This window comes from Streptococcus infantis (assembly GCF_019929665.1).
Taxonomy (GTDB): Bacteria; Bacillota; Bacilli; order Lactobacillales; family Streptococcaceae; genus Streptococcus; species Streptococcus infantis_H.
The window spans coordinates 555678-579316 of sequence record NZ_JAHZPZ010000001.1 but is presented as its reverse complement, the minus strand read 5'-3'; the positions used below and the strand labels follow the sequence as shown (position 1 = coordinate 579316).

Sequence of the window (23639 nt, the reverse complement as noted above, 5' to 3'; positions counted from 1 at the left end):
AATTGCAAGGTTTTTCTTTATCTGATCCCCTTAAAATTTAAGGAGGAAAAGTTATGAATCCAAATTGTAAAAAACGAATGGGTGCAATTCGTTTGGAAGTTATGAGAGTAGTATTTCAAGAGGAAATCGCGCCAGCAATCTTTGAACTAGTTCTCGAAGGAGAAATGGTCGAAGCTATGAAAGTGGGCCAATTTCTTCATTTGCGTGTACCTGATGATGCTCATCTTTTGCGTCGTCCAATTTCGATTTCATCAATTGATAAGACGACTAAGCAATGCAGACTTATCTATCGAGTTGAAGGAGAAGGCACAGCAATCTTTTCAAAATTAAAAGCTGAAGATTTTTTAGATGTTATGGGTCCTCAAGGAAATGGTTTCGATTTATCTGATTTAGACAAGCAGAACCGTGTTCTTATAGTTGGTGGTGGAATCGGAGTTCCGCCCTTACTCGAAGTAGCTAAACAACTGAATGAGCGTGGTGTTGAAATAACAACTGTTTTAGGATTCGCTACCAAAGATGCTGTTATTTTGGAAGATGAATTATCCAAATTTAGTCAGGTCTTTGTAACGACTGATGATGGATCTTATGGTATTAAAGGAAATGTATCGGTAGTGATTAATGAATTTGACACAAAATTTGATGCAATCTACTCATGCGGTGCGCCTGGTATGATGAAATATATCAATCAAACCTTCCATGACCATCCAAGAGCTTATCTATCTCTAGAATCTCGTATGGCCTGTGGCATGGGGGCTTGCTACGCTTGCGTATTGAAAGTACCAGATAGTGAAACAGTTAGTCAACGTGTGTGTGAAGATGGGCCTGTATTTAAAACAGGAACTGTTGTTTTATAAGGAGAGTGTCATGACTACAAATCGATTACAAGTCTCTCTACCAGGCTTAGAACTAAAGAATCCTATCATTCCTGCTTCAGGCTGTTTTGGTTTCGGTCAAGAATATGCCAAATACTATGATTTGGACCTCTTGGGGTCTATCATGATAAAGGCTACAACCCTTGAAGCACGCTTTGGTAATCCTACTCCACAAGTGGCAGAAACACCTGCTGGTATGCTGAATGCCATTGGTCTACAAAATCCAGGACTAGATGTCGTTCTCTCTGAAAAGTTACCTTGGCTTCAAAGGGAATACCCGAATCTTCCAATCATTGCCAATGTTGCTGGATTCTCAAAGCAAGAATACGCAGCCGTTTCTAGTGGTATTTCCAAGGCACCTAACGTGAAAGCCATTGAGCTCAATATTTCTTGTCCAAACGTCGATCATGGCAATCACGGACTTTTGATTGGGCAAGACCCAGATTTAGCTTATGATGTGGTAAAAGCAGCCGTAGGGGCATCAGATGTGCCAGTTTACGTTAAATTGACACCAAGTGTAACTGATATCGTGACTATCGCAAAAGCAGTAGAGGATGCAGGTGCTAGTGGTCTCACTATGATCAATACCCTTGTTGGTATGCGCTTTGATCTCAAAACTAGAAAACCAATCATTGCCAATGGTACTGGTGGAATGTCTGGTCCTGCAGTCTTTCCGGTAGCTCTAAAACTTATTCGTCAAGTAGCTCAAACAACTAATCTTCCAATCATTGGTATGGGAGGGGTTGATTCAGCTGAATCCGCTATAGAAATGTACTTAGCTGGTGCCTCAGCAATAGGAGTCGGTACAGCAAACTTTACCAATCCATATGCCTGCCCTGATATTATTGATAGCCTACCAAAAGTCATGGATAAATATAATATCGAAACTCTGGAGCAATTGAGGAAAGAAGTAAAAAGTAGCTTATAGTTTTTTAAATTCGTAATATTTTGAATGCCTTCTTCTTTTTGGTATAATATGACTATGATTGTAACAATACCTATAAAAACTGAAAAAGACATTGCAACACCAGGTCCAACAGTCCTCGTTTTAGGATATTTTGATGGAATTCATCTAGGACATCAAAAATTATTTAGTATTGCTGGTGAAATTGCTGCTAAGAAGAGATTAAGCGTTGCTTTAATTACATTTCATGAATCACCAAAATTAACCTTAAAACCCTATTCACCAGAAAATTTACTTCATATTCTGAATGCAGAAGAACGTGAACGCAAGTTTAAACGAGCTGGTGTTGAAAATCTTTATTTAATGGACTTCTCAAGTCGTATCGCTAATATGTCAGCTCAAGAGTTTGTAGATACTTTTGTCAAAGAAGTTAAAGCAGATACCATTGTAGTTGGATTTGACTATAGTCTTGGTTCAGATAGAAAATCAGCTGAAGATTTAAAAGAAATCTTTGATGGAGAAGTAGTCGTAGTACCTCCTGTAGAAGATGAAAAAGGAAAGATTAGCTCTACACGTATTCGACAAGCTATCCTTGAAGGGAATGTGAAAGAAGCAGGTCAGCTGCTTGGAAGTCCACTTCCTACAAGAGGAATAGTCGTACACGGCAATGCTCGTGGTCGAACAATCGGCTATCCAACTGCCAATCTCGTGCTCTTGGATCGTACTTATATGCCGGCAGATGGTGTCTATACCGTTGATATCGAAATCAAGAGAAAACTCTATCGAGGAATGGCCAGTGTCGGGAAGAACGTTACTTTTGATGGAGAGGAAGAGCGTTTTGAAGTGAATATCTTTGATTTTGATGAAGATATTTATGGTGAAACAGTGACCGTCTATTGGTTAGATCGTATCCGAGATATGGTGAAATTTGACGGCATTGAACAACTGGTCAAAGAACTCGAAGAAGATGAAAAAGCTGCAAGAAAATAAAATCAAGTTCGAATGAAAATTCGAGCTTTTTATTTTGTTAAAATCTAATAAAAATTAGAATAAGAGATGAGATATAAACTTAAGTCTGGTATAATTCTAATAAGAGATTAAGGGAGATTATGATGTTTAAAGAAAAAAGAAATAAGGGTTTTATTTCTGTACTGATGCTTTCGCTGGTATTCTTTGCGATTGCTTCTATTTCAGGATTCTTAGGTCAAATGCACAAGAAGCCTACAGAGAGGTTTGCAGATACAACTGATACTGGAAAAGAAGTTACTATGTCAGTCTACGGTATCTATCCTGAACCTGTTGGTGAAGTTGATGGTGGAACTGTTGTTTATATTGTGCAATATAGCAAGGAAGGTGAAGGAAAGTTTGCTGTAGTTGAATCTAAAGTGAAAGATGAGTCAATTAATAAACTTCTTGAGAACGCAGACAGTCTTGCTGATAATCCTGAAACTCTCACAGGTATACAGTTAGAACCCCTCACTGATACCAATTTTGTCAATACTTCGAAGAACACTAAGATTATCAATCTTGATGAATTTATTAGCTCTATTCTTCCTGCTAAATCGGTTGTCGCTCGTAATATGAATACAAGAATTTATCTCAGTCTCAGTGAATACTTACGAGACAGTCTGAGCTATATTTTTGGTATTGTGATTTTTTCCGGCATGGGGCTAATGACTTTAATCGCAGCATTTATCATACGAAAGAAAACAGTTGATTCATTCAAAGAGCTGTATCGTCTGTACCCTGAATTAGACGGAAATCTTGAGCTGCTTGATACTCAAGCTGAATTTTACGACCAGGACTTGAAAGTTATTTTGTATAAGAATCATCTCATTACTTATTACAAAGGAACCCAAGCTCTAGATCTTAGAGATGTGTGGAGGATCTATTTAGTACGTACAAGTTATAGCCGTTTTACAAAAGTTTATCAGTTTGTATACACTCGAAAAGATAGTTCTAAGAATTATAGCCTAACTATTCGAAATACTAATAGAGTAGAAGAACAATTAGAAGAATTCTGGAATCTTCTTCCAAAAAAATTTCCTGAGATCAACATTGGTAGTTTATAAGAAAGCATCTTTTAGGGTGCTTTTCCTTTTGGGTAAAATTTTGGAAAAAGTGAATTTATAACTTGACATCTTAAATGTTAAGGAGTAGAATATTTACTGGTTAATTAAATGGTAAAGTTTATATATCCAATATATTTGGCTAAACAATACTAGAAATCTATAAAAAGGATTAGAACATTTTAATTGTTTTTATAAATATTTCTAGTCATAAACTTAACTGGTTAATGACACAAAACTTATAGTGTTGCCTAAATCTTATATTTAGTAGTAAAAATAGAAAGTGTGTTTAGATGAAAATCAATAAAAAATATGTTCTTGGTTCTGTAGCTCTTTTAGCCTTAAGCCTTTCAAGTTATGAATTAGGGCGTTATCAAGCAGTACAGACTGGCAAAGAGTCTAATCGTGTGGCTTATATAGATGGAAATCAGGCTAGTACTAAGAGAGAAAATTTGACGCCAGATGAAGTTAGTCAGCGAGAAGGAATCAATGCAGAACAGATAGTCGTTAAGATTACCGATCAAGGCTACGTAACTTCACATGGAGACCATTATCATTACTTTAATGGTAAGGTTCCTTATGACGCTATTATTAGTGAAGAACTCTTGATGAAAGATTCGAATTATCAACTTCGAAATGAGGATATTGTCAACGAAGTCAAGGGTGGCTATGTCATTAAGGTTGATGGTCGCTATTATGTATACCTCAAAGATGCTTCTCATTCCGAAAATATTCGTAGTAAGGATGAGATCAATCGTCAGAAGCAGGAACATGGACATGGTGGAGGAGTAAAGGTTAGTAATGAAGTCGCTGTTGCAAGAACTCAGGGACGTTATACGACGGATGATGGTTATATTTTTAATGCTAGTGATATTATTGAGGACACGGGTGATGCTTACATCGTTCCACATGGCAATCATTTCCACTATATTCCTAAGAGTGACTTGTCTGCCAGTGAATTAGCTGCTGCTCAAGCCTTCTTATCCGCTAAAGGTGGTCAAACAAGCTCAGTTGGGTATCGACAGTCAACAAATTCTTCTAGCAGCTCATCAGATGCTTCGAATAGTAGTACATATAGACAAACGAATCAAAGCAATGTTGAGGCAAATACTAGAAGATGGACCCCAAGTGTTAGCCCACAAGTGGATAATAGTTATCAAGCAAGTCCAAGTGAAGATGTATCTAGTCTTTTGAAACAACTTTATGCCTTGCCACTCAGCCAACGTCATGTGGAATCCGATGGTTTGCTCTTTGACCCTGCCCAAATCACGAAAAAAACAGCAAATGGGGTAGCAGTACCTCATGGGGATCACTATCATTTTATCCCTTATAGTCAAATGTCAGCTTTGGAAGAAAAGATTTCACGGATAATTCCAGTTGGAAATCAAAAAATTGTTTCCGTTCCTGGGGCTACTAGTTTACAGCCGAATCTTACGATAAAACCTCTTCCTCAACCAGTTCCAAATCCGCAACCAACTCCAGTTCCTATTCCTGAAAATCATTCTAATGAGGAACTTACCAAGCAAGTAGTCAGAAAAATTGGTCAGGGTTATGTCCTTGAAGATAAAGGAGTATCACGTTATGTCTTGAGTAAGGATTTGTCTAATGAAACTCTTTCATCCTTTGATAAAAAAATAGCCAAAGTAGATAAGATTTCTCACACCTTAGGGGAGAAGAAAATTACAGTAGCTCCTAGAGATCAGGAGTTTTATGATAAGGCTTATAGTTTGTTGGAACAAACACATAAGAATCTACTTGAGAACAAGGGACGGATGTCTGACTTCAAGACTTTGGATCAGTTGTTAGAAAGATTAAATGATGAGCATGTTAATAAGATAGCTTTTGTAGATGATTTGCTTAAATTTATTGCACCGATTAGTCATCCAGAACGTCTTGGCAAGCCGAACGCTCAAATTGAGTATACTGAATATGAAGTTCGTGTAGCCCAGCTAGCGGATAAGTACACAACATCGGATGGTTATATCTTTGATGCCCATGATATTATCAGTGATGAGGGGGATGCCTATGTAACACCACATATGGGGCATAGTCATTGGATAGGTAAGGATAGTTTGTCCGAAGCTGAGAGGGCAACTGCTCAGGCTTATGCCAAAGAGAAGAGGTTGACGCCTCCTAAGACTGATAATCAGAACTCAACAAAATCGGAAGCAAAAGGGGCAGAAGCTATCTTCAATCGGGTAAAAGCTGAGAAGAAGGTACCGCTAGATCGCATGCCTTACAATCTACAGTATGCAGTTGATGTCAAAAATGGTAACTTGATTATCCCTCACTTTGATCATTACCATAATATCAAGTTTGAATGGTTTGATGAAGGGCTTTACGAAGCTCCTAAGGGATATGCGCTCGAAGATCTTTTTGCGACTGTGAAGTACTATGTCGAGCATCCAAGCGAGCGTCCGCATTCGGATAGTGGTTGGGGAAATGCAAGTGACCATGTTCTAAGAAACCAAAATGGACAACATGACCATTCGAATAATGAAAAACCAAATGGGGAGAAACCTCAGACAGATAAAACTGAAGATGAAAAAACTCTTGAGGAGAAACCGCAAATGGAAAAGCCAGAGGATACTAATCCAGCTGATGAACCAGAAGAATCTCCAGAGGAAGAACCACAGGTTGAGACTGAAAAGATAGAAGCTAAACTACAAGAAGCTGAGGAGTTATTAAAGAATGTGACAGATGCAGGAGTGAAATCCAATGCTAGTGAAACTTTAGCTGGTTTACGAAATAATCTAACACTAGGTACTATGGATAACAATGGTATTATGGCTCAGGCTGAAAATCTTTTAGTCTTGCTAAAAAATAGTAAGCCTATAACAAACGAAAAGAATTAAAAGTCAAATGATAAAGATGACTAGTGAGAACTGATCATGAAATCTAGTTCTCACTTTTTTCATGAAAATCCATAAAAAATATTGACATTTTAAGTTTTTAGGAGTAAACTATTTACTAGTTAATTAAATGGTTAAATACTAGTTAAGGAGTTGTTATGAAAAAAAGAAGTATTCTATGGGTCATGATTACCTTCTTTGTTCTCGTTTTGGGAGCTTGTGGACAAAAGGCTAGTCAAGACAATCGCAATGAAACTAAGGGAATGAAGATTGTGACTAGTTTTTATCCTGTCTATGCTATGGTCAAAGAGGTTTCAGGTGATCTAAATGATGTTCGGATGATTCAGTCGAGTTCAGGTATCCATTCCTTTGAACCTTCGGCAAATGATATTGCAGCCATCTATGATGCCGATGTTTTCGTTTATCATTCTCATACCTTGGAATCATGGGCGGGAAGTTTGGATCCAAGCCTGCAAAAGTCTAAGGTAAAGGTTTTAGAAGCATCAGAAGGTATGACCTTGGAGCGCGTGCCTGGATTAGAAGATATGAAAGCTGGAGACGGGATTGATGAGAAGACCTTGTATGATCCTCATACTTGGCTTGATCCTGAAAAGGTTGCTGAAGAAGCTCAGATTATCGCTGATAAGTTATCCGAACTAGACAGCGCTAATAAGGATAATTATCAGAAAAACGCACAAAATTTCAGTGCCAAAGCTCATGATTTGACCAAGAAATACCAACCCATTTTTGAAAAAGTCAATCAAAGAAATTTTGTAACTCAACACACAGCTTTTTCATATTTAGCTAAACGCTTTGGATTAAATCAACTCGGAATAGCTGGTATTTCACCAGACCAAGAACCAAGTCCGAGACAGTTAACCGAAATTCAAGAATTTGTAAAGAATTATAAGGTCAAAACTATCTTTACAGAGAGCAATGCTTCGTCTAAGGTTGCTGATACACTTGTTAAATCAACAGGTGTGAGTCTTAAAACCCTCAATCCTTTAGAGGCCGACCCACAAAATGACAAGTCCTACTTGGAAAATTTAGAAGACAATATAGCTATTTTAGCTGAAGAATTGAAATGAGGAGTTTATGAAAATTAATAAAAAATATCTAGCAGGATCTGCAGTTGTCCTTGCATTAAGTGTCTGCGCTTACGCTTTAAATCAACACCAAGTGCCTGAGAACAAAGAAAATAATCGTGTATCCTATGTTGATGGGAAAGAGTCTGATGCTAAAAAGAATGATAATCTGACACCTGATCAAGTTAACCAAAAAGAAGGAATAGAAGCTGAACAGATTGTTACTAAGATTACAGATCAAGGCTATGTGACTTCCCACGGTGACCATTTCCATTTCTACAATGGTAAGGTGCCTTTTGATGCCATCTTTAGTGAAGAATTGGTCATGAAGGATCCAAACTATCAACTAAGTGATGGAGATATTGTCAATGAGATTAAAGGTGGCTATATCATCAAGGTGGATGGCAAATATTATGTCTATCTGAAGGATGCTAGTCACGCAGATAATATTCGTACCAAAGACCAAATCGAGAAACAAAAACAAGAACACACATCAGATAGTAACAGTACAAGTAATGAAGTTATTGCTGCCAGAGCACAAGGTCGATACACAACTGATGACGGTTACGTCTTTAATGCTGCAGATATTATTGAAGATACAGGTGACGCTTATATCGTTCCTCATGGTGGCCATTATCATTACGTTCCTAAGAGTGCTCTATCTTCAAGTGAATTGGCTGCCGCTCAAGCTTACCTTACTGGAAGAGGAAGTCAACAAAGTTTAACAAACTATAAACCGATTCCAAGTGTTGAACCAAGTCATCAAGTAGAGAAACCAGCTACAAGCAATCCAGTACAAGAAGAAAATAATCTTCAAAAACTTCTAGAACAGCTTTACGCTTTACCAGTTAGTCAACGCTATAAAGAATCTGATGGTTTGGTATTTGACCCGGCTAAAATTACCAGTCGTACGCCTAATGGAGTTGCTATCCCTCATGGAAATCATTACCATTTCATCCCTTATAGTAGTTTATCTGCTTTGGAGCAAAAGATTGCACGCTTGATGCCACTTTCAGGTCTAGTAACACCATCAAATCCTGTAGAAACTCCAAGTAAACCAAACGAAGACCATGATCACGACCATGGCCACGAAGATGTTGATCATCAACACGAAGAAGACCATGACCACGATCATGCTAATCATCGACATGGTGAAGACCACGATCATGGCTTTGCTATTGATCGAGTGATTAGTGAGGACGACCAAGGTTTCGTAGTTTCACATGGAGACCACAATCATTATTTTTACAAGAAAGATTTGACGGCTCAACAGATTAAAGAAGCTCAGGAACACTTGAAAGGTAAAACCGAAGTTAAACCTAATCCATCAGATGATCACCATGATGAAGACGGGCATGATCACCACCATGGTGAAGACCATAATCACGGATTCGATGCTGATCGAGTGATAAGTGAAGATGAAAAAGGATTTGTCGTTTCTCATGGGGACCACAATCATTATTTTTACAAGAAAGATTTGACGGCTCAACAGATTAAAGAAGCCCAGGAACACTTGAAAGGTAAAACCGAAGTTAAACCTAATCCATCAGATGAGCACCATGATGAAGACGGGCATGATCACCACCATGGTGAAGACCACGATCACGGATTCGATGCTGATCGAGTGATAAGTGAAGATGAAAAAGGATTTGTCGTTTCTCATGGGGACCACAATCATTATTTTTACAAGAAAGATTTGACGGCTCAACAGATTAAAGAAGCTCAGGAACACTTGAAAGATAAAACCGAAGTTAAACCTAATCCATCAGATGAGCACCATGATGAAGACGGGCATGATCACCACCATGGTGAAGACCACGATCACGGATTCGATGCTGACCGAGTGATAAGTGAAGATGAACAAGGTTTTGTAGTTTCACATGGAGACCATGCCCATTATTTCTTTAAGAAAGATTTATCAGCAGAGCAGATTAAGGCTGCACAAGACCATCTTCATGGCCATCAGCAGACAGAACCTGTTAAACCTCTTGCCAAGACGGTTGAAAGTTTCTCTCGAGATGCCAGCGATGAAGAAAAAATAGCTTATATTTCTAAAACATATGACGTTCCTCTTGAGGCTATCAGAATTTCAAATGGATTCTTTGTATTTGGTAATCCAGACCAGGCTTATGACCCAACTCACATTCACCCTTACGCTGTTCGTAAGGAACACGTTCGTATTCCGATTCAAACTGGAGATGCAGAGCTTGATTTCCTAAACGAACTCTATACAACTGCTCTACGTGATGGTGTTTCTCCTTATAGCTTGCAGGTTGAAAATGGTAGCTTTGTTATCCCTCATGGTGACCATAACCACTACATCAAGGTTCAAACTAAAGGTTATGAAGTCGCTTTGAAAAACAAAATTCCTGTATTACAGTCAACTTACCAACCTGGTGCTTTTGATGAAAAAGTAGTCCAGTATAAGATTGATCAACTCCTGGCAGAGAGTCGTGAAGTCTATAAAGATAAACCAATTTTACAAAGACAGATTGAACTTGCTTTGGGGCAATTTTCTGAGAATATGAAGAAGCTATCAACTAACTCTACTGCAGGTTATTTGGCAGCTTTGGATTTGTTTGATAAGCAGTATATTCACATTGACTCAAGTGTCAAACCAACAGAAATCAGTCCTTTAGACAAGAAATATCAAGCTTTAGTAGATAAGATTAATACCTTAGACACAGATGCTTATGGACTTCCTAAGAAGGATTTATTGACTCAGCTTCAAGAAAACAAACTAGCCCAAGATGAAGCAGGTTTAGATGCAGTTGAAGCTAAGTTGCAAGCTTTGCAAGATTTTAATGACCGTACTGGAGTTACAACAGTAGAATACATCAAGTATTTCTACCAACATCTATCTGACGGTCGCTTAAATGACACTCTTAGAAATAAAGTTGCCAACCTAACGTGGACTCTTTACCAGTCACAATCATTCCTAAAGGCAACAGATTTAAATAAACTCTTCCCTGAAATCTACCAAACAAAAATGGAAGTAGAGGAAGCACTGAAAAATGAGCCAGTTGCAAGCAAGGCTTCTGAAACAATCTTAGATACAGAAAAAGTGGATGGACATAGTGCTAAAACTGCAGTCTATGAGTTCTTGAAAGGTTTGTATGATGATCTCAAACCTGAGGAACAAAGTAACCATGTCTTAAAAGGGCAAGTAGAAGAGTTACTAACAAAAGCTGAAGAATTAGTGAATCAAGTCAATGAGGAGGGGGTTAAAGCTTCACTCTCTGACGAAGTGAAAAATCTGAAGGTTGCTATGGAGAAAGAAGACGCAGACCTTGATGAATTAAATACACAGGTTCAAGATCTCTTGAAACGTATTTCACTAACAATCCAAAATGAACGTGATAATTCGAAACAAGACCCAGAGGTTTTAGTTCTTTACCAAAAACTCTATAACGGTGTCATTGCTCTCCATACTTATTTGGAAATGAATAATGGTTCTGATGCGGACTTTGATAAAGTAGATGCCTTGTTTGATAAGCTAAGTGCAGCAAGCAAAGATAAGCAGGCTCTTCTAGCTCTTGCCCAAGAAATAGTCTTGTTAAATCAAGAGCTTAGATCTAAAGCAACGCCAAGTCAAGAAACACCTGTTGAAGCAAAACAAGAAACACCAGGTCAAGCTAGCACCGAAGTAACAAGTGAAGAATCAAGTTCACATTTAACAACTACAAGTCCTGAAACAAGTGACAAAGAAGTAAATTAAAAAGAAGTACCATTGCTACTTCTTTTTTAGTCTTTATAAGCTACAATTCCAATAATAGTATCAACTGCACGTTCCATGGTTTGAAGGCTAACGTATTCAAAACGACCATGCATGTTTTCACCGCCAGCGAAGATATTCGGCGTTGGAATTCCCATAAAGGAAATCTTAGAACCATCTGTTCCTCCACGGATAGGCTCGATAATAGGTGTGATATCAAGACTTTCCATTACTGATTTAGCGATGGTGATTGGTGTCATATCCTTTTCGATGACTTCTTTCATGTTGTAATACTGGTCTGTCAAAGTCAAGGTTACACGATCACTACCAAGTTCTTGGTTCATCTTATCAGCGATAGCTTGCATAGCAGCTTTACGCGCTTCAAAGTTTTCATTTTCGAAGTCACGAATGATGTAGCTAGCACGCGCTTCCTCAACACTACCAGATACATCCATGAGATGGTAGAAACCTTGATAGCCCTCAGTCAATTCTGGGCGGTCACCAGCTGGGAGTTGGTTGTGGAAGTCAATTGCCAACTGAAGAGCGTTAACCATTTGTCCTTTAGCTGTTCCTGGGTGAACATTACGGCCTTGGAAGTGAAGTTCAGCTCCTGCAGCAGAGAAGGTTTCATACTGCAATTCTCCAAGAGGTCCGCCGTCGACTGTATAAGCGAAGTCAACATTGAAGTCCTCTGCATCAAATTTATTGGCACCGACACCAATCTCTTCATCAGGTCCAAAGCCGACACGGATTTCACAGTGTTTAATCTCAGGATGAGCAGTCAAGTATTCGATAGCAGTCATGATTTCGGCGATACCAGATTTGTCATCGGCACCGAGAAGAGTAGTCCCATCTGTAGTAATCAAGGTTTGTCCATGATACTTCTCTAAGCTCTTGAAATCTGCAGGATCAAGTTTGAAACCAGAATTCCCAAGCTCTATAACTCCCCCATCATAGTTTTCAATAACTTGAGGGTTAACACCTTCAGCATTAAAATCAGCCGTATCCATGTGGGAGATAAAACCAATCTTGCGAGTTAAACTTGGATCGTTAGCTGGAAGTGTACCGATAGCAAAACCGTTTGGCAAATAATAGACATTTTGCAAACCGACACGTTTCATTTCTGGGATGAGGATATTAGTCGCAAAGTCTACTTGACTCTGAGTGCTTGGTGTAGTAGTAGAATTTTCGTCTGAACGTGTGTTAACCTTAACATAAGTTAAAAAACGCTCTAGTAATGTTGGATATTTCATCATAACTCCTTTTTATAATTTTTTATTTACCTAAACAGAATTGGCTAAATAATTGAGTAATAAGTTCATCTGGCGCAGCATCACCAGTTATTTCGCCAAGAATTTCCCAGGTACGGGTCAAATCTACTTGAAGAAGATCAACTGGCATCCCCAGTTCAAGACCTTCGTTAACAGCTTGCAGGCTTTCAACTGCCTTCTCAATCAGAGAAATATGACGGGCGTTGGATAAATAGGTAGCATCTTGTTCAACAAGTCCTGCATTTTCAAAGAAGAGGTTATTGATGCGTTCTTCAATCTTATCAATGTTTTGATTTTTGAGGACTGAAATACGAATGACATCATCTGGAAGTTCAGAAGTTTCAATCGCTTCTGGCAGGTCAGTTTTATTAAGTAGGATGATTCGATTAGTATCTTGACTAATTTCAAGAAGTTGTCGGTCTTGAGCAGTCAGAGGTTCACCAGCATTTAGGACTAGTAGAACTAAGTCAGCTTCCTTGAGGGCTTTTTTGGAGCGTTCAACACCAATTTGTTCCACGACATCATTCGTTTCACGAATACCAGCTGTATCAATCAACTTCAGTGGAACACCGTTGATATTAACGTATTCTTCGATGACATCTCGAGTAGTCCCTGCAATATCCGTTACAATGGCCTTGTCTTCACGCAGGAGGTTGTTGAGAAGGCTTGATTTCCCAACGTTTGGACGACCGATAATGGCCGTTGCAATTCCTTCGCGGAGAATTTTCCCACGACGTGCAGTTTTTAGGAGATTGGTTAAGAGTTGTTCAAACTCCATAGTTTTTTCGCGGACAACAGCAGTAGTGGCTTCTTCCACATCGTCATACTCAGGGTAATCAATATTAACCTCAACCTGAGCCAAAGTATTGAGAATTTCCTGACGAGTATTGTTAATGAGGTCGGACAGGGATCCATCAAGTTGTTTGACTGCTATATTCATAGCCTTGTCAGTCTTAGCACGGATGATATCCATCACTGCCTCAGCCTGAGTCAAGTCTACACGACCATTGAGGAAGGCACGTTTGGTAAATTCACCAGGTTCTGCCATGCGAGCCCCTTCACGGATAGCCAATTGCAGGATTTCATTGGTCACGGCAATCCCTCCGTGGGTGTTAATCTCGATAATATCCTCGCGAGTAAAGGTCTTCGGAGACTTCATAGCCCCAACCATGACCTCGTCCATAACCTTACCAGTCAAAGGGTCAATAATGTGACCGTAGTTCAGTGTGTGGCTAGCAACTTTGCTCAAGTCTTTGCCTTTAAAAATTTTTTGTGCAATAGCAAAGCTATCCGTTCCGCTTAGGCGAACAATCCCAATCGCCCCTTCACCAAGCGGAGTCGAGATTGCAGCAATGGTATCAAATTCACGTGTAATCATTTCATTTCCTTTTAACAATTTATATACAAATATCTCTTAAAATTGTAACAAAATAAAGTTTTTTATTCAACGAATGCCACTTATAAAGAAAAGCCTAAGCATATCGCTTAAGCTTTACTTAGTGCGCATTTCACCTTGTGGGAAATAGGTTCCTTCAGGCATATCGTTGATAATGACATGAACAGCAGATTGAGGTGCACCAGTGTTACGAACCACAGCTTCAGTTACTTCCTTTGCTAGGGCTTTCTTTTGCTCGAGCGTGCGCCCTTCAAATAAATCGATGCGTACAAATGGCATAATAGCTTCCTCCACTAGTTTTTGATTTCTTCTATTTTACCACATTTTGCCGTTTAAAGCTTTTGGAAAATATGATATACTAGAATGTAGCAGAAAATTAGAAATGGACGTGAAATAGAAACATGGCACAGTTGTATTATCGTTATGGGACCATGAATTCAGGAAAGACCATCGAGATTCTCAAGGTAGCCTATAACTACGAGGAGCAAGGAAAGGGAGTTGTTATCATGACTTCGGCTCTGGATACAAGAGATGGTATAGGCTATGTGTCGAGTCGGATTGGCATGAAGCGACCAGCAGTTGCTATCGATGATACTACGGATATTTTTGGATTTATTCGAGATTTACCTGAAAAGCCCTACTGTGTTTTGGTCGACGAGGCCCAGTTTTTGAAACGTCATCATGTTTACGACCTAGCGCGTGTTGTCGATGAGTTAGACATACCTGTTATGGCATTTGGTTTAAAGAACGACTTTCGTAATGAGCTGTTCGAAGGATCTAAACATCTATTGTTATTAGCAGATAAAATTGATGAGATCAAAACCATTTGTCAGTATTGTAAGAAAAAAGCGACCATGGTGTTGCGTACGCAGGACGGACTGCCTGTTTATGATGGTGAACAAATCCAGATAGGTGGGAATGAAACCTATATCTCGGTTTGCCGTAAACATTATTTTGCCCCTGAAATCAATAAGGAGAATCAATAAGAATGAATATCTATGATCAACTACAAGCTGTAGAAGACCGTTATGAAGAGTTGGGAGAATTGCTGAGTGACCCTGATGTGGTCTCTGATACCAAGCGTTTTATGGAGCTTTCAAAAGAGGAAGCTTCAACACGTGACACCGTAACTACCTACCGCGAATACAAACAAGTCCTCCAAAACATCGTTGATGCTGAAGAGATGATTAAGGAATCAGGCGGAGATGCTGACTTGGAAGAAATGGCCAAGCAAGAACTCAAGGATGCTAAGGCTGAAAAAGAAGAGTACGAAGAAAAACTAAAAATCTTGCTCCTTCCAAAAGATCCAAACGATGATAAGAACATCATCCTTGAAATCCGTGGAGCTGCTGGTGGAGATGAGGCAGCACTTTTTGCTGGTGACCTTCTAACAATGTACCAAAAGTATGCTGAAGCCCAAGGCTGGCGCTTTGAAGTCATGGAAGCCTCAATGAACGGGGTTGGTGGTTTCAAAGAAGTGGTTGCCATGGTTTCAGGTCAGTCAGTATACTCTAAGCTTAAGTACGAGTCAGGTGCCCACCGTGTGCAACGTGTCCCTGTGACAGAAAGCCAAGGTCGTGTTCATACTTCTACAGCAACTGTCCTTGTCATGCCTGAAGTAGAAGAAGTAGAGTACGATATTGATCCAAAAGACCTTCGTGTTGATATCTACCACGCATCTGGTGCTGGTGGACAGAACGTCAACAAAGTTGCGACTGCCGTTCGTATCGTTCACTTGCCAACCAATATCAAGGTTGAGATGCAGGAAGAACGTACCCAGCAGAAAAACCGTGAGAAGGCTATGAAGATTATTCGTGCGCGTGTTGCTGACCACTTTGCTCAGATTGCCCAAGATGAGCAAGACGCAGAGCGTAAGTCTACTATCGGTACTGGTGACCGTTCAGAACGTATCCGTACTTACAATTTCCCACAAAATCGTGTAACAGACCACCGTATCGGCTTGACTCTACAAAAACTTGATACAATTCTAGCAGGTAAATTGGATGAAGTTGTAGATGCCTTGGTTCTTTATGACCAAACACAAAAATTGGAAGATTTAAACAAATAATGAAACTAGCTCAAATTTTTAAAGATTTTGAGGAAAAGTTGATAGCTAAAGGAGAGGAAGCAGAAAGCCTCTCCTTTGTCTATCGTAGCCTAAAAAATCTATCTTTTACAGACTTCGTCTTTGCCCTCCAGCAAGAAGTAACAGAGGAAGAAAAGCAATTTGTGGAGGAAATCTACAAAAAATTAGCAGCACATATACCTGCCCAGTACATCATCGGTTATGCTGAATTCTTTGGGACGGAGTTAAAGGTAGATGAGCGGGTCTTGATTCCCCGTCCAGAGACAGAAGAGTTGGTGGAGCTCATCCTAGCCGAGAATCTAAAGGACAATCTCAAAGTTCTGGATATCGGAACAGGAAGCGGTGCAATAGCCCTTGCTTTAGCTAAAAACAGACCAGATTGGTCGGTCACAGCTGCGGATATTTCACAGGATGCTTTAGACTTATCGATGGAGAATGCTAACGATCAAAATCTAAATCTCTCTTTTATCAAATCTGACTGTTTCTCTGAAATTTCTTCAAAATATGATATAATTGTATCCAATCCACCATACATTTCTCGTGAAGATCAAGAAGAAGTTGGCTTGAATGTTTTGCATTCAGAACCACATTTGGCACTTTTTGCTGACGAGGATGGCCTAGCTATCTACCGTAGAATAGCGGAAGACTCCAAGGACTATCTAAATGATGGTGGTAAGATTTATCTTGAAATTGGCTACAAACAAGGTCAAAGTGTACCGGATCTCTTTATGAAAAATTTTCCAGAGAAACGAGTTCGAACGCTTAAAGACCAATTTGGCCAAGATAGGATGGTAGTCATTGATGATGGAGAAAATTAAGCAAGAGTTGGAAAAAGGTAGAGCAGTAGTTTTGCCAACTGAGACAGTTTACGGTCTCTTTGCAAAAGCATTGGATAAAAAGGCTGTTGACCATGTCTACCAGCTAAAACGTCGTCCAAGAGACAAGGCACTTAATCTCAATGTCGCTCATCTAGACGATATCTTGAACTTTTCTAAGAATCAGCCACCTTATTTACAAAAACTTGTTGATAGTTTTCTTCCTGGTCCATTGACCATTATCCTAGAAGCTAATGACAAGGTCCCTTACTGGGTCAATTCAGACTTAACGACTGTTGGATTTCGCATGCCCAGTCACCCTATAACACTAGAATTGATTCGTGAGTTTGGTCCCTTAATCGGCCCTTCTGCAAATATTTCGGGTCAAGCTAGTGGTGCTAGCTTTAAAGAAATTTTAAAAGACTTCGGACAAGAGGTTCTTGGGATAGAAGATGATGCTTTTTTGACAGGTCAAGATTCGACTATTTTAGATTTGACTGCTTGTAAGGCAAGAATTCTACGCCAAGGTTCGATAACTCGAGAAGATATCCTTGCCAAGATACCTGAAATTCCTTTTGAGGAGGTATGACATGCTACGTGCTTTGAAAGCAACAGATGTTGCATCGATTTATGAGATTAACAAAGATGCTTTAGGTTATGATTTTAGCCCTGAGGAAACGGCTAGTCAACTAGCAAAATTATCCCAAGACTCACATCATTTCCTACTTGGTTATGAGGACGATACTAGTCACGAACTAGTTGGTTATATTCATGCTGAGGTTTATGAGTCTCTCTATTCTAAAGCAGGATTCAATATCTTAGCCTTGGCAGTGTTGCCGCAAAGCCAAGGTAGAGGTTTTGATAGAGATTTACTTGAAGGGTTGGAGAAAGAAACAAAAAGACGGAGTTATGAGTTTATTCGATTAAATTCTGCAGACCATCGTCTTGGTGCGCATGCATTTTACGAAAAAGTTGGTTATACCTGTGATAAAGTGCAGAAACGATTTATTAAGTTAATTAAAGGAGAAAAACTATGATTTTTGACAAAGATGATTTTAAAACATATGACGCAGAACTTTGGAATGCCATTGCCAAAGAAGAAGAACGCCAACAAAATAATATTGAATTAATCGCTTCAGAGAACGTAGTCTCTAAGGCTGTTATGGCTGCTCAAGGTTCTATCTTGACTAATAAATACGCTGAAGGTTATCCAGGACGTCGTTACTATGGTGGTACTGATGTAGTGGATGTTATCGAAAGTCTAGCTATTGAACGTGCGAAAGAAATTTTTGGTGCTAAATTTGCCAATGTCCAACCTCACTCAGGAAGTCAAGCTAACTGTGCAGCATACATGGCCTTGATCGAACCAGGTGATTCGGTTATGGGGATGGATTTAGCTGCGGGTGGGCACTTGACTCACGGAGCTCCTGTTAGCTTCTCAGGCCAAACCTATAACTTTGTTTCATATAGCGTTGATCCGGAGACAGAGCTATTGGACTTTGACGCTATCTTGAAACAAGCTCAAGAAGTGCAACCAAAACTTATCGTAGCTGGTGCCTCAGCCTATTCTCACATTATTGATTTCTCAAAATTCCGTGAAATTGCGGATGCTGTGGGCGCAAAACTCATGGTCGACATGGCTCACATTGCTGGCTTAGTTGCAGCCGGTCTTCACCCAAATCCAGTTCCATACGCACATATCACAACGACAACAACTCACAAAACTCTTCGCGGACCACGTGGTGGGTTGATTTTGACTAACGATGAAGACCTTGCTAAGAAAATCAATTCTGCGATTTTCCCAGGTATCCAAGGTGGACCATTAGAGCATGTTGTTGCTGCTAAGGCTGTAGCCTTTAAAGAAGTATTGGATCCTGCCTTTAAAGAATATGCAGCTAATGTCATCAAGAACAGCAAGGCCATGGCAGATGTCTTCTTGCAAGATTCTGATTTTCGTATTATCTCTGGTGGTACTGAAAACCACCTCTTCTTAGTGGATGTCACAAAGGTTGTAGAAAGTGGAAAAGTAGCCCAAAACTTATTGGATGAGGTTAACATTACCCTTAATAAAAATTCAATTCCTTACGAAACATTGTCACCATTTAAGACAAGTGGTATTCGTATCGGAGCGGCAGCAATTACTGCTCGTGGTTTTGGTGAAAAAGAAAGCCGTCAAGTTGCTGAACTTATTATTAAAGCCCTTAAGAATGCAGAAAACGAAGCTGTCTTAGAAGAAGTGAGAAGTGCAGTCAAATCCTTGACAGATGCCTTCCCATTATATGAGGACTAATATTTTATGGATATTTATATTAAGAAAGCCATTATCCATCAGTTCATCCCTGATGACACAGAGTTGTTCTTGGCGGATAAGTTTCTCAATATCACTCCTAAAATCGAGGAATACTTGCGTAAAAAAGTGGAGCGTGTGTATTCGGATGATGCCAAAACTGGTATTTTTGAAGAGGATAATCCATTTTTCAACCACATCACAGATGATTTAATGGAAACATCTGTTACAATTGCTAATCTCTGGAAAGAGGAATTCTCTGTATCTGAAAACCAAAAGACGAATGACTTGGTTTTTGTCCAGTTTTCAAAAGAGGGAGTAGACCACTTTGCCTTTCTACGAATTGCATTACGCGAAACTTTGACACACTTGGGTGGCGAGGTTGACAATCCAATCAAACTGACTCAGAATAACCTACCTGGATTTGGAACTGGAGCAGATGAAGCACTAGTTGTTAATCTTCAAAGTCGCAAGTATCACTTGATTGAAAAACGCATCAAGTATAATGGAGCCTTTTTAAACTATTTTTCTGAGAATCTTATTCAAGCACAACCAAAGATTTCACCAAAGAAATCCATTAAGGAACTAGAAAAAACGGCTCAAAAGATTGCCGAAACCTTTAACACAGATGATTTTCAATTTCAATCCAAGGTAAAATCAGCAATTTTCAATAATCTTGAAGAGAATAATGAGCTCTCTCCAGAAAAATTAGCCAATGATCTTTTTGACAATAATCTTACTGCTCGACTTAGCTTCATTGACCAGGTCAAAGAAGCGGTACCAGAGCCAGTACAGTTTGATGAAATTGATGCCAGTCGTCAGTTAAAGAGATTTGAGAATCAGAAACTTTCCTTGTCAAACGGAATTGAACTCATCGTACCAAACAATGTCTATCAAGATGCGGAATCAGTTGAGTTTATCCAAAACGATAATGGAACCTATTCTATCTTAATCAAAAACATCGAGGATATACAAAATAAATAATGTTTAAATTTATACGAAGAATGCTGGTACTAGCAGTCTTCCTTTTCGCTGGATATAAAGCTTATCTGATTCGTCAGGATGTCAAACAAGTCATGACCTACCAACCCATGGTTCGCGAAATCTTGAATGAAAGAGATACCCCAGCAAACGAAGAGCTTGTGCTCGCCATGATTTATACAGAAACTAAGGGTAAAGAAGGGGACGTGATGCAGTCAAGTGAATCTGCTAGTGGCTCTACCGATACCATAAACGATAACGCAAGTAGTATTCGTCAAGGAGTTCAAACCTTGACAGAAAATCTCTATCTAGCTCAAGAAAAAGGAGTGGATGTCTGGACAGCCATTCAAGCTTATAACTTTGGACCTGCTTATATCGATTTTATCGCCCAGAATGGGAAAAAGAATACTCTTGTACTAGCTAAGCAATACTCCAGAGATACAGTTGCGCCTATATTAGGAAATACAACAGGGAAAACCTATCGCTACATCAATCCCATTTCTATTTTTCAAGGTGGAGAACTTTATGTGGATGGGGGAAACTATTATTACTCTAGACAGGTTCAGCTAAATCTCTATATTATGAAAATTTTTAATCTATTTTAAGCATCTAGAATTTCTAGGTGCTTTTATAAGTTTTCTTTAAGGATATTTTAATATTCTAGAGTAGAAAAGGAGGAACGTCTCATGCGAAAGAAATTCTTTCTGACTAGCGCTGCAGTACTTTTAGCAGTTGCAACACTGCAAAGCGCCCAGGCAGCTACTGATGTTCAAAAAGTCATTGATGAAACCTATGTTCAACCTGAGTACGTCTTGGGTTCTTCATTAACGGAAGATCAAAAAAATCAAACACTTAAAAAACTTGGCTATGATGCCTCAAAAGATACTAAAGATTTGAAGACTATGACACCAGATGTCTACTCAAAAATTATGAATGTCGCAAACGATTCAAGTCTTCAACTTTATTCATCAGCAAAAATTCAAAAATTAGGAGAAAAATCTCCCCTTGAGGTCAAGATTGAGACACCTGAAAATATCACTAAAGTGACGCAAGATATGTACCGTAATGCGGCTGTCACCTTGGGTGTGGAGCACGCGCGTATCACCGTTGCGGCACCAATTCCGGTTACTGGTGAAAGTGCCCTAGCAGGTATTTACTATTCCCTTGAGTCAAATGGTGTAAAATTACCTCAGGAAAATAAAGACTTGGCTCAGGAAGAGCTCAAGGCCTTGTCAGATATTAACGATGAAAACAAGGACAAATCAGGCTTTGATGCCAATAAACTGAACGTAGCCCTTGCTGATATCAAAGCTGCAGTCGCTAAGGCTAAAGAGTCTAAGGGTGAACTTACAGAAGATGATGTTCGTAAGATTGTTGAAGATACTTTAAAGAACTATAAACTAGATCAAGTTGTTACAGGCAACCAAGTCAATGTCATCATCAACTTTGCCTTTAATCTTTCTAAGAGCGATATTCTTAACAACGAAGACTTTACTAAGACGCTAAAAGATTTGAAACAAAGTATCGTTGCACAAGCAGGTGATAGTTTCAGCAATATCGATCTAAACTTTGATGCTAATAAAGCTATTCAAGACGGTGGAAACATCCTCAGCGCAATTTGGCAAGCTATCCTTGATTTCTTCAAGAGTTTTGGTGCTTAGATCAATTCATGGTATAATAGATGGTAACAGGATTGTTGCCGTCTTTTTTTGTCGGCTTATAGAAAGTGAAAATTATGTTAAAGAAAAATGATATTGTAGAAGTTGAGATTGTCGATTTGACTCATGAAGGAGCAGGTGTTGCCAAGGTAGATGGCTTGGTCTTTTTTGTAGAGAATGCTCTTCCGACTGAAATAATCCTTATGCGTGTCCTTAAAGTCAACAAGAAAATTGGCTTTGGTAAAGTCGAGGAATATCTTACGCAATCTCAACATCGTAACCGAGACTTAGATTTGGCTTACCTTCGTTCAGGCATTGCTGACTTGGGGCATCTAGCTTATCCAGAGCAACTCAAGTTTAAAACCAAGCAAGTAAAAGATAGTCTTTATAAAATTGCTGGAATCACGGATGTAGAGGTTGATGATACTCTTGGTATGGAAAATCCTATCAAATATCGGAACAAGGCTCAGGTTCCTGTTCGTCGTGTCAATGGTGTTCTGGAGACTGGTTTTTTCCGTAAGAATTCTCATGATCTTATGCCACTAGAAGATTTTTATATCCAGGATCCAGTCATTGACCAAGTTATTGTGGCTTTACGTGATTTGCTTCGTCGCTATGACTTAAAACCCTATGATGAAAAGGAACATTCTGGCTTGATTCGTAACCTTGTTGTACGTCGTGGCCATCATTCAGGTCAAATTATGGTTATCTTGGTGACAACTCGTCCTAAAATTTTCCGAGTTGAACAGTTGATTGAACAAGTCATCAAGCAGTTCCCAGAGATTGTGTCTGTCATGCAAAATATTAATGACCAAAATACAAATGCGATTTTTGGGAAAGAATGGCGAGTTCTCTATGGTCAAGATTACATTACGGATCAAATGTTGGGGAATAGCTTCCAAATTTCTGGACCAGCCTTTTATCAGGTCAATACAGAAATGGCAGAGAAGCTTTATCAGACAGCTATTGATTTTGCGGGGTTGAGTGAAGATGATGTGGTGATCGATGCCTACTCAGGAATCGGAACTATTGGATTATCTGTCGCTAAGCATGTCAAGGAAGTCTACGGGGTGGAAGTTATCCCAGAAGCAGTAGAAAATAGCCAGAAGAACGCAGAATTGAACGGTATTACCAATGCCCACTATGTCTGTGATACAGCTGAAAATGCCATGAAGAATTGGCTCAAGGAAGGCATCCAACCAACTGCCATCCTGGTCGACCCACCACGCAAGGGCTTGACCGAAAGCTTTATCAAAGCAAGCGCTCAAACAGGAGCTGACCGCATCGCCTATATCTCATGTAATGTCGCAACCATGGCGCGTGATATCAAACTCTATCAAGAGTTGGGCTATGAATTGAAGAAAGTCCAGCCGGTGGACCTTTTTCCGCAAACGCACCATGTTGAGGCGGTAAGTTTGCTAGTCAAGGAGTAAAACGACGAAGATTAGCATTTACTTCCGCCCATGCGATAGCTGTCCGTGATTGACAAGTGCTAGCACGCAGACAGAACGGAGATAGCGAACCGCTGAGTGTGTCGCTCTGCTCGTAAAAGCTTAGAAACCTTTGAACGAAAGGGATAATGAAAGCCTTGATTGCAAGGCTTTTTGCTTTATGGTGGGTAAGTATCAGAGTGAGAAAATTTTTGGAA

At 39.4% G+C, this 23639-nt stretch carries 20 protein-coding genes; 17 read left to right on the top strand and 3 right to left on the bottom strand.

Translation table 11 applies throughout. From position 1 onward, the window contains the following. Positions 1-53: 53 nt before the first annotated feature. From K1I61_RS02770 to K1I61_RS02740, 7 genes are all read left to right on the top strand, one after another. On the top strand, positions 54-854 hold the full coding sequence (locus tag K1I61_RS02770; protein WP_223334332.1) for a dihydroorotate dehydrogenase electron transfer subunit: 801 nt from the start codon (positions 54-56) through the stop codon (positions 852-854). After that, positions 817-1800 (top strand): dihydroorotate dehydrogenase, encoded by a 984-nt coding sequence (locus K1I61_RS02765; protein WP_223335803.1) that lies wholly within the window; start codon positions 817-819, stop codon positions 1798-1800. The genes K1I61_RS02770 and K1I61_RS02765 overlap by 38 nt, the downstream gene beginning before the upstream one ends. Positions 1801-1854: 54 nt before the next feature. Then, a complete protein-coding gene (locus K1I61_RS02760; protein WP_223334336.1) occupies positions 1855-2766 on the top strand; it encodes a bifunctional riboflavin kinase/FAD synthetase in 912 nt (303 codons plus the stop codon). A 122-nt stretch (positions 2767-2888) separates the two neighbouring features. After that, on the top strand, positions 2889-3848 hold the full coding sequence (locus K1I61_RS02755) for a hypothetical protein (RefSeq protein ID WP_223334338.1): 960 nt from the start codon (positions 2889-2891) through the stop codon (positions 3846-3848). A gap of 290 nt (positions 3849-4138) precedes the next feature. Further along, positions 4139-6700 (top strand): pneumococcal-type histidine triad protein, encoded by a 2562-nt coding sequence (locus K1I61_RS02750; protein ID WP_223334339.1) that lies wholly within the window; start codon positions 4139-4141, stop codon positions 6698-6700. 155 nt (positions 6701-6855) lie between these two features. Next, the gene (locus K1I61_RS02745) at positions 6856-7785 is read left to right on the top strand and encodes a metal ABC transporter solute-binding protein, Zn/Mn family (RefSeq protein ID WP_223334341.1); all 930 of its coding nucleotides are present in this window, start codon (positions 6856-6858) and stop codon (positions 7783-7785) included. A gap of 7 nt (positions 7786-7792) precedes the next feature. Next, the gene (locus K1I61_RS02740) at positions 7793-11500 is read left to right on the top strand and encodes a pneumococcal-type histidine triad protein (RefSeq protein ID WP_223335801.1); all 3708 of its coding nucleotides are present in this window, start codon (positions 7793-7795) and stop codon (positions 11498-11500) included. A gap of 26 nt (positions 11501-11526) precedes the next feature. On the opposite strand, the gene pepT is transcribed toward K1I61_RS02740, so the two are convergent. The 3 genes from pepT to K1I61_RS02725 form a co-directional block, all read right to left on the bottom strand. Next, complete coding sequence (gene pepT / locus K1I61_RS02735) at positions 11527-12750, bottom strand: peptidase T (RefSeq protein WP_223333165.1); 1224 nt, start codon at positions 12748-12750, stop codon at positions 11527-11529. Positions 12751-12772: 22 nt separating this feature from the next. Then, a complete protein-coding gene (gene mnmE, locus K1I61_RS02730; protein WP_223333163.1) occupies positions 12773-14146 on the bottom strand; it encodes a tRNA uridine-5-carboxymethylaminomethyl(34) synthesis GTPase MnmE in 1374 nt (457 codons plus the stop codon). 114 nt (positions 14147-14260) lie between these two features. Continuing rightward, positions 14261-14443, bottom strand: coding sequence for a 4-oxalocrotonate tautomerase (locus K1I61_RS02725; protein ID WP_001117401.1), 183 nt, complete (start codon positions 14441-14443; stop codon positions 14261-14263). Positions 14444-14565: 122 nt separating this feature from the next. On the opposite strand from K1I61_RS02725, the gene K1I61_RS02720 reads away from it, so the two are divergent. The 10 genes from K1I61_RS02720 to rlmD all read left to right on the top strand — a co-directional run bounded on the left by K1I61_RS02720 (position 14566) and on the right by rlmD (position 23424). Then, a complete protein-coding gene (locus K1I61_RS02720; protein ID WP_004252774.1) occupies positions 14566-15150 on the top strand; it encodes a thymidine kinase in 585 nt (194 codons plus the stop codon). 2 nt (positions 15151-15152) lie between these two features. After that, positions 15153-16232, top strand: a complete 1080-nt coding sequence (prfA, locus tag K1I61_RS02715) for a peptide chain release factor 1 (protein WP_223335800.1) — start codon at positions 15153-15155, stop codon at positions 16230-16232. Then, positions 16232-17068 carry a peptide chain release factor N(5)-glutamine methyltransferase gene (gene prmC, locus K1I61_RS02710; protein ID WP_223333157.1) on the top strand — a complete coding sequence of 279 codons (837 nt, stop codon included), beginning with the start codon at positions 16232-16234 and terminating at the stop codon, positions 17066-17068. Before prfA ends, prmC begins: the two co-directional genes overlap by 1 nt. After that, positions 17052-17654, top strand: a complete 603-nt coding sequence (locus tag K1I61_RS02705) for an L-threonylcarbamoyladenylate synthase (protein WP_223333155.1) — start codon at positions 17052-17054, stop codon at positions 17652-17654. The genes prmC and K1I61_RS02705 overlap by 17 nt, the downstream gene beginning before the upstream one ends. A gap of 1 nt (position 17655) precedes the next feature. Then, positions 17656-18102, top strand: coding sequence for a GNAT family N-acetyltransferase (locus tag K1I61_RS02700; protein ID WP_223333148.1), 447 nt, complete (start codon positions 17656-17658; stop codon positions 18100-18102). Continuing rightward, entirely contained in the window at positions 18099-19355 is a 1257-nt protein-coding gene (gene glyA / locus K1I61_RS02695; protein ID WP_223333145.1) for a serine hydroxymethyltransferase, read from the top strand. Before K1I61_RS02700 ends, glyA begins: the two co-directional genes overlap by 4 nt. Positions 19356-19361: 6 nt before the next feature. Further along, complete coding sequence (locus tag K1I61_RS02690) at positions 19362-20336, top strand: nucleoid-associated protein (protein ID WP_223333143.1); 975 nt, start codon at positions 19362-19364, stop codon at positions 20334-20336. Further along, entirely contained in the window at positions 20336-20938 is a 603-nt protein-coding gene (locus K1I61_RS02685; protein WP_006148472.1) for a lysozyme family protein, read from the top strand. Before K1I61_RS02690 ends, K1I61_RS02685 begins: the two co-directional genes overlap by 1 nt. Positions 20939-21019: 81 nt before the next feature. Next, entirely contained in the window at positions 21020-21994 is a 975-nt protein-coding gene (locus tag K1I61_RS02680; RefSeq protein WP_223333142.1) for a DUF1002 domain-containing protein, read from the top strand. Between the two features lie 74 nt (positions 21995-22068). Next, positions 22069-23424 (top strand): 23S rRNA (uracil(1939)-C(5))-methyltransferase RlmD, encoded by a 1356-nt coding sequence (rlmD, locus tag K1I61_RS02675; RefSeq protein ID WP_223333141.1) that lies wholly within the window; start codon positions 22069-22071, stop codon positions 23422-23424. Positions 23425-23639: the final 215 nt, after the last annotated feature.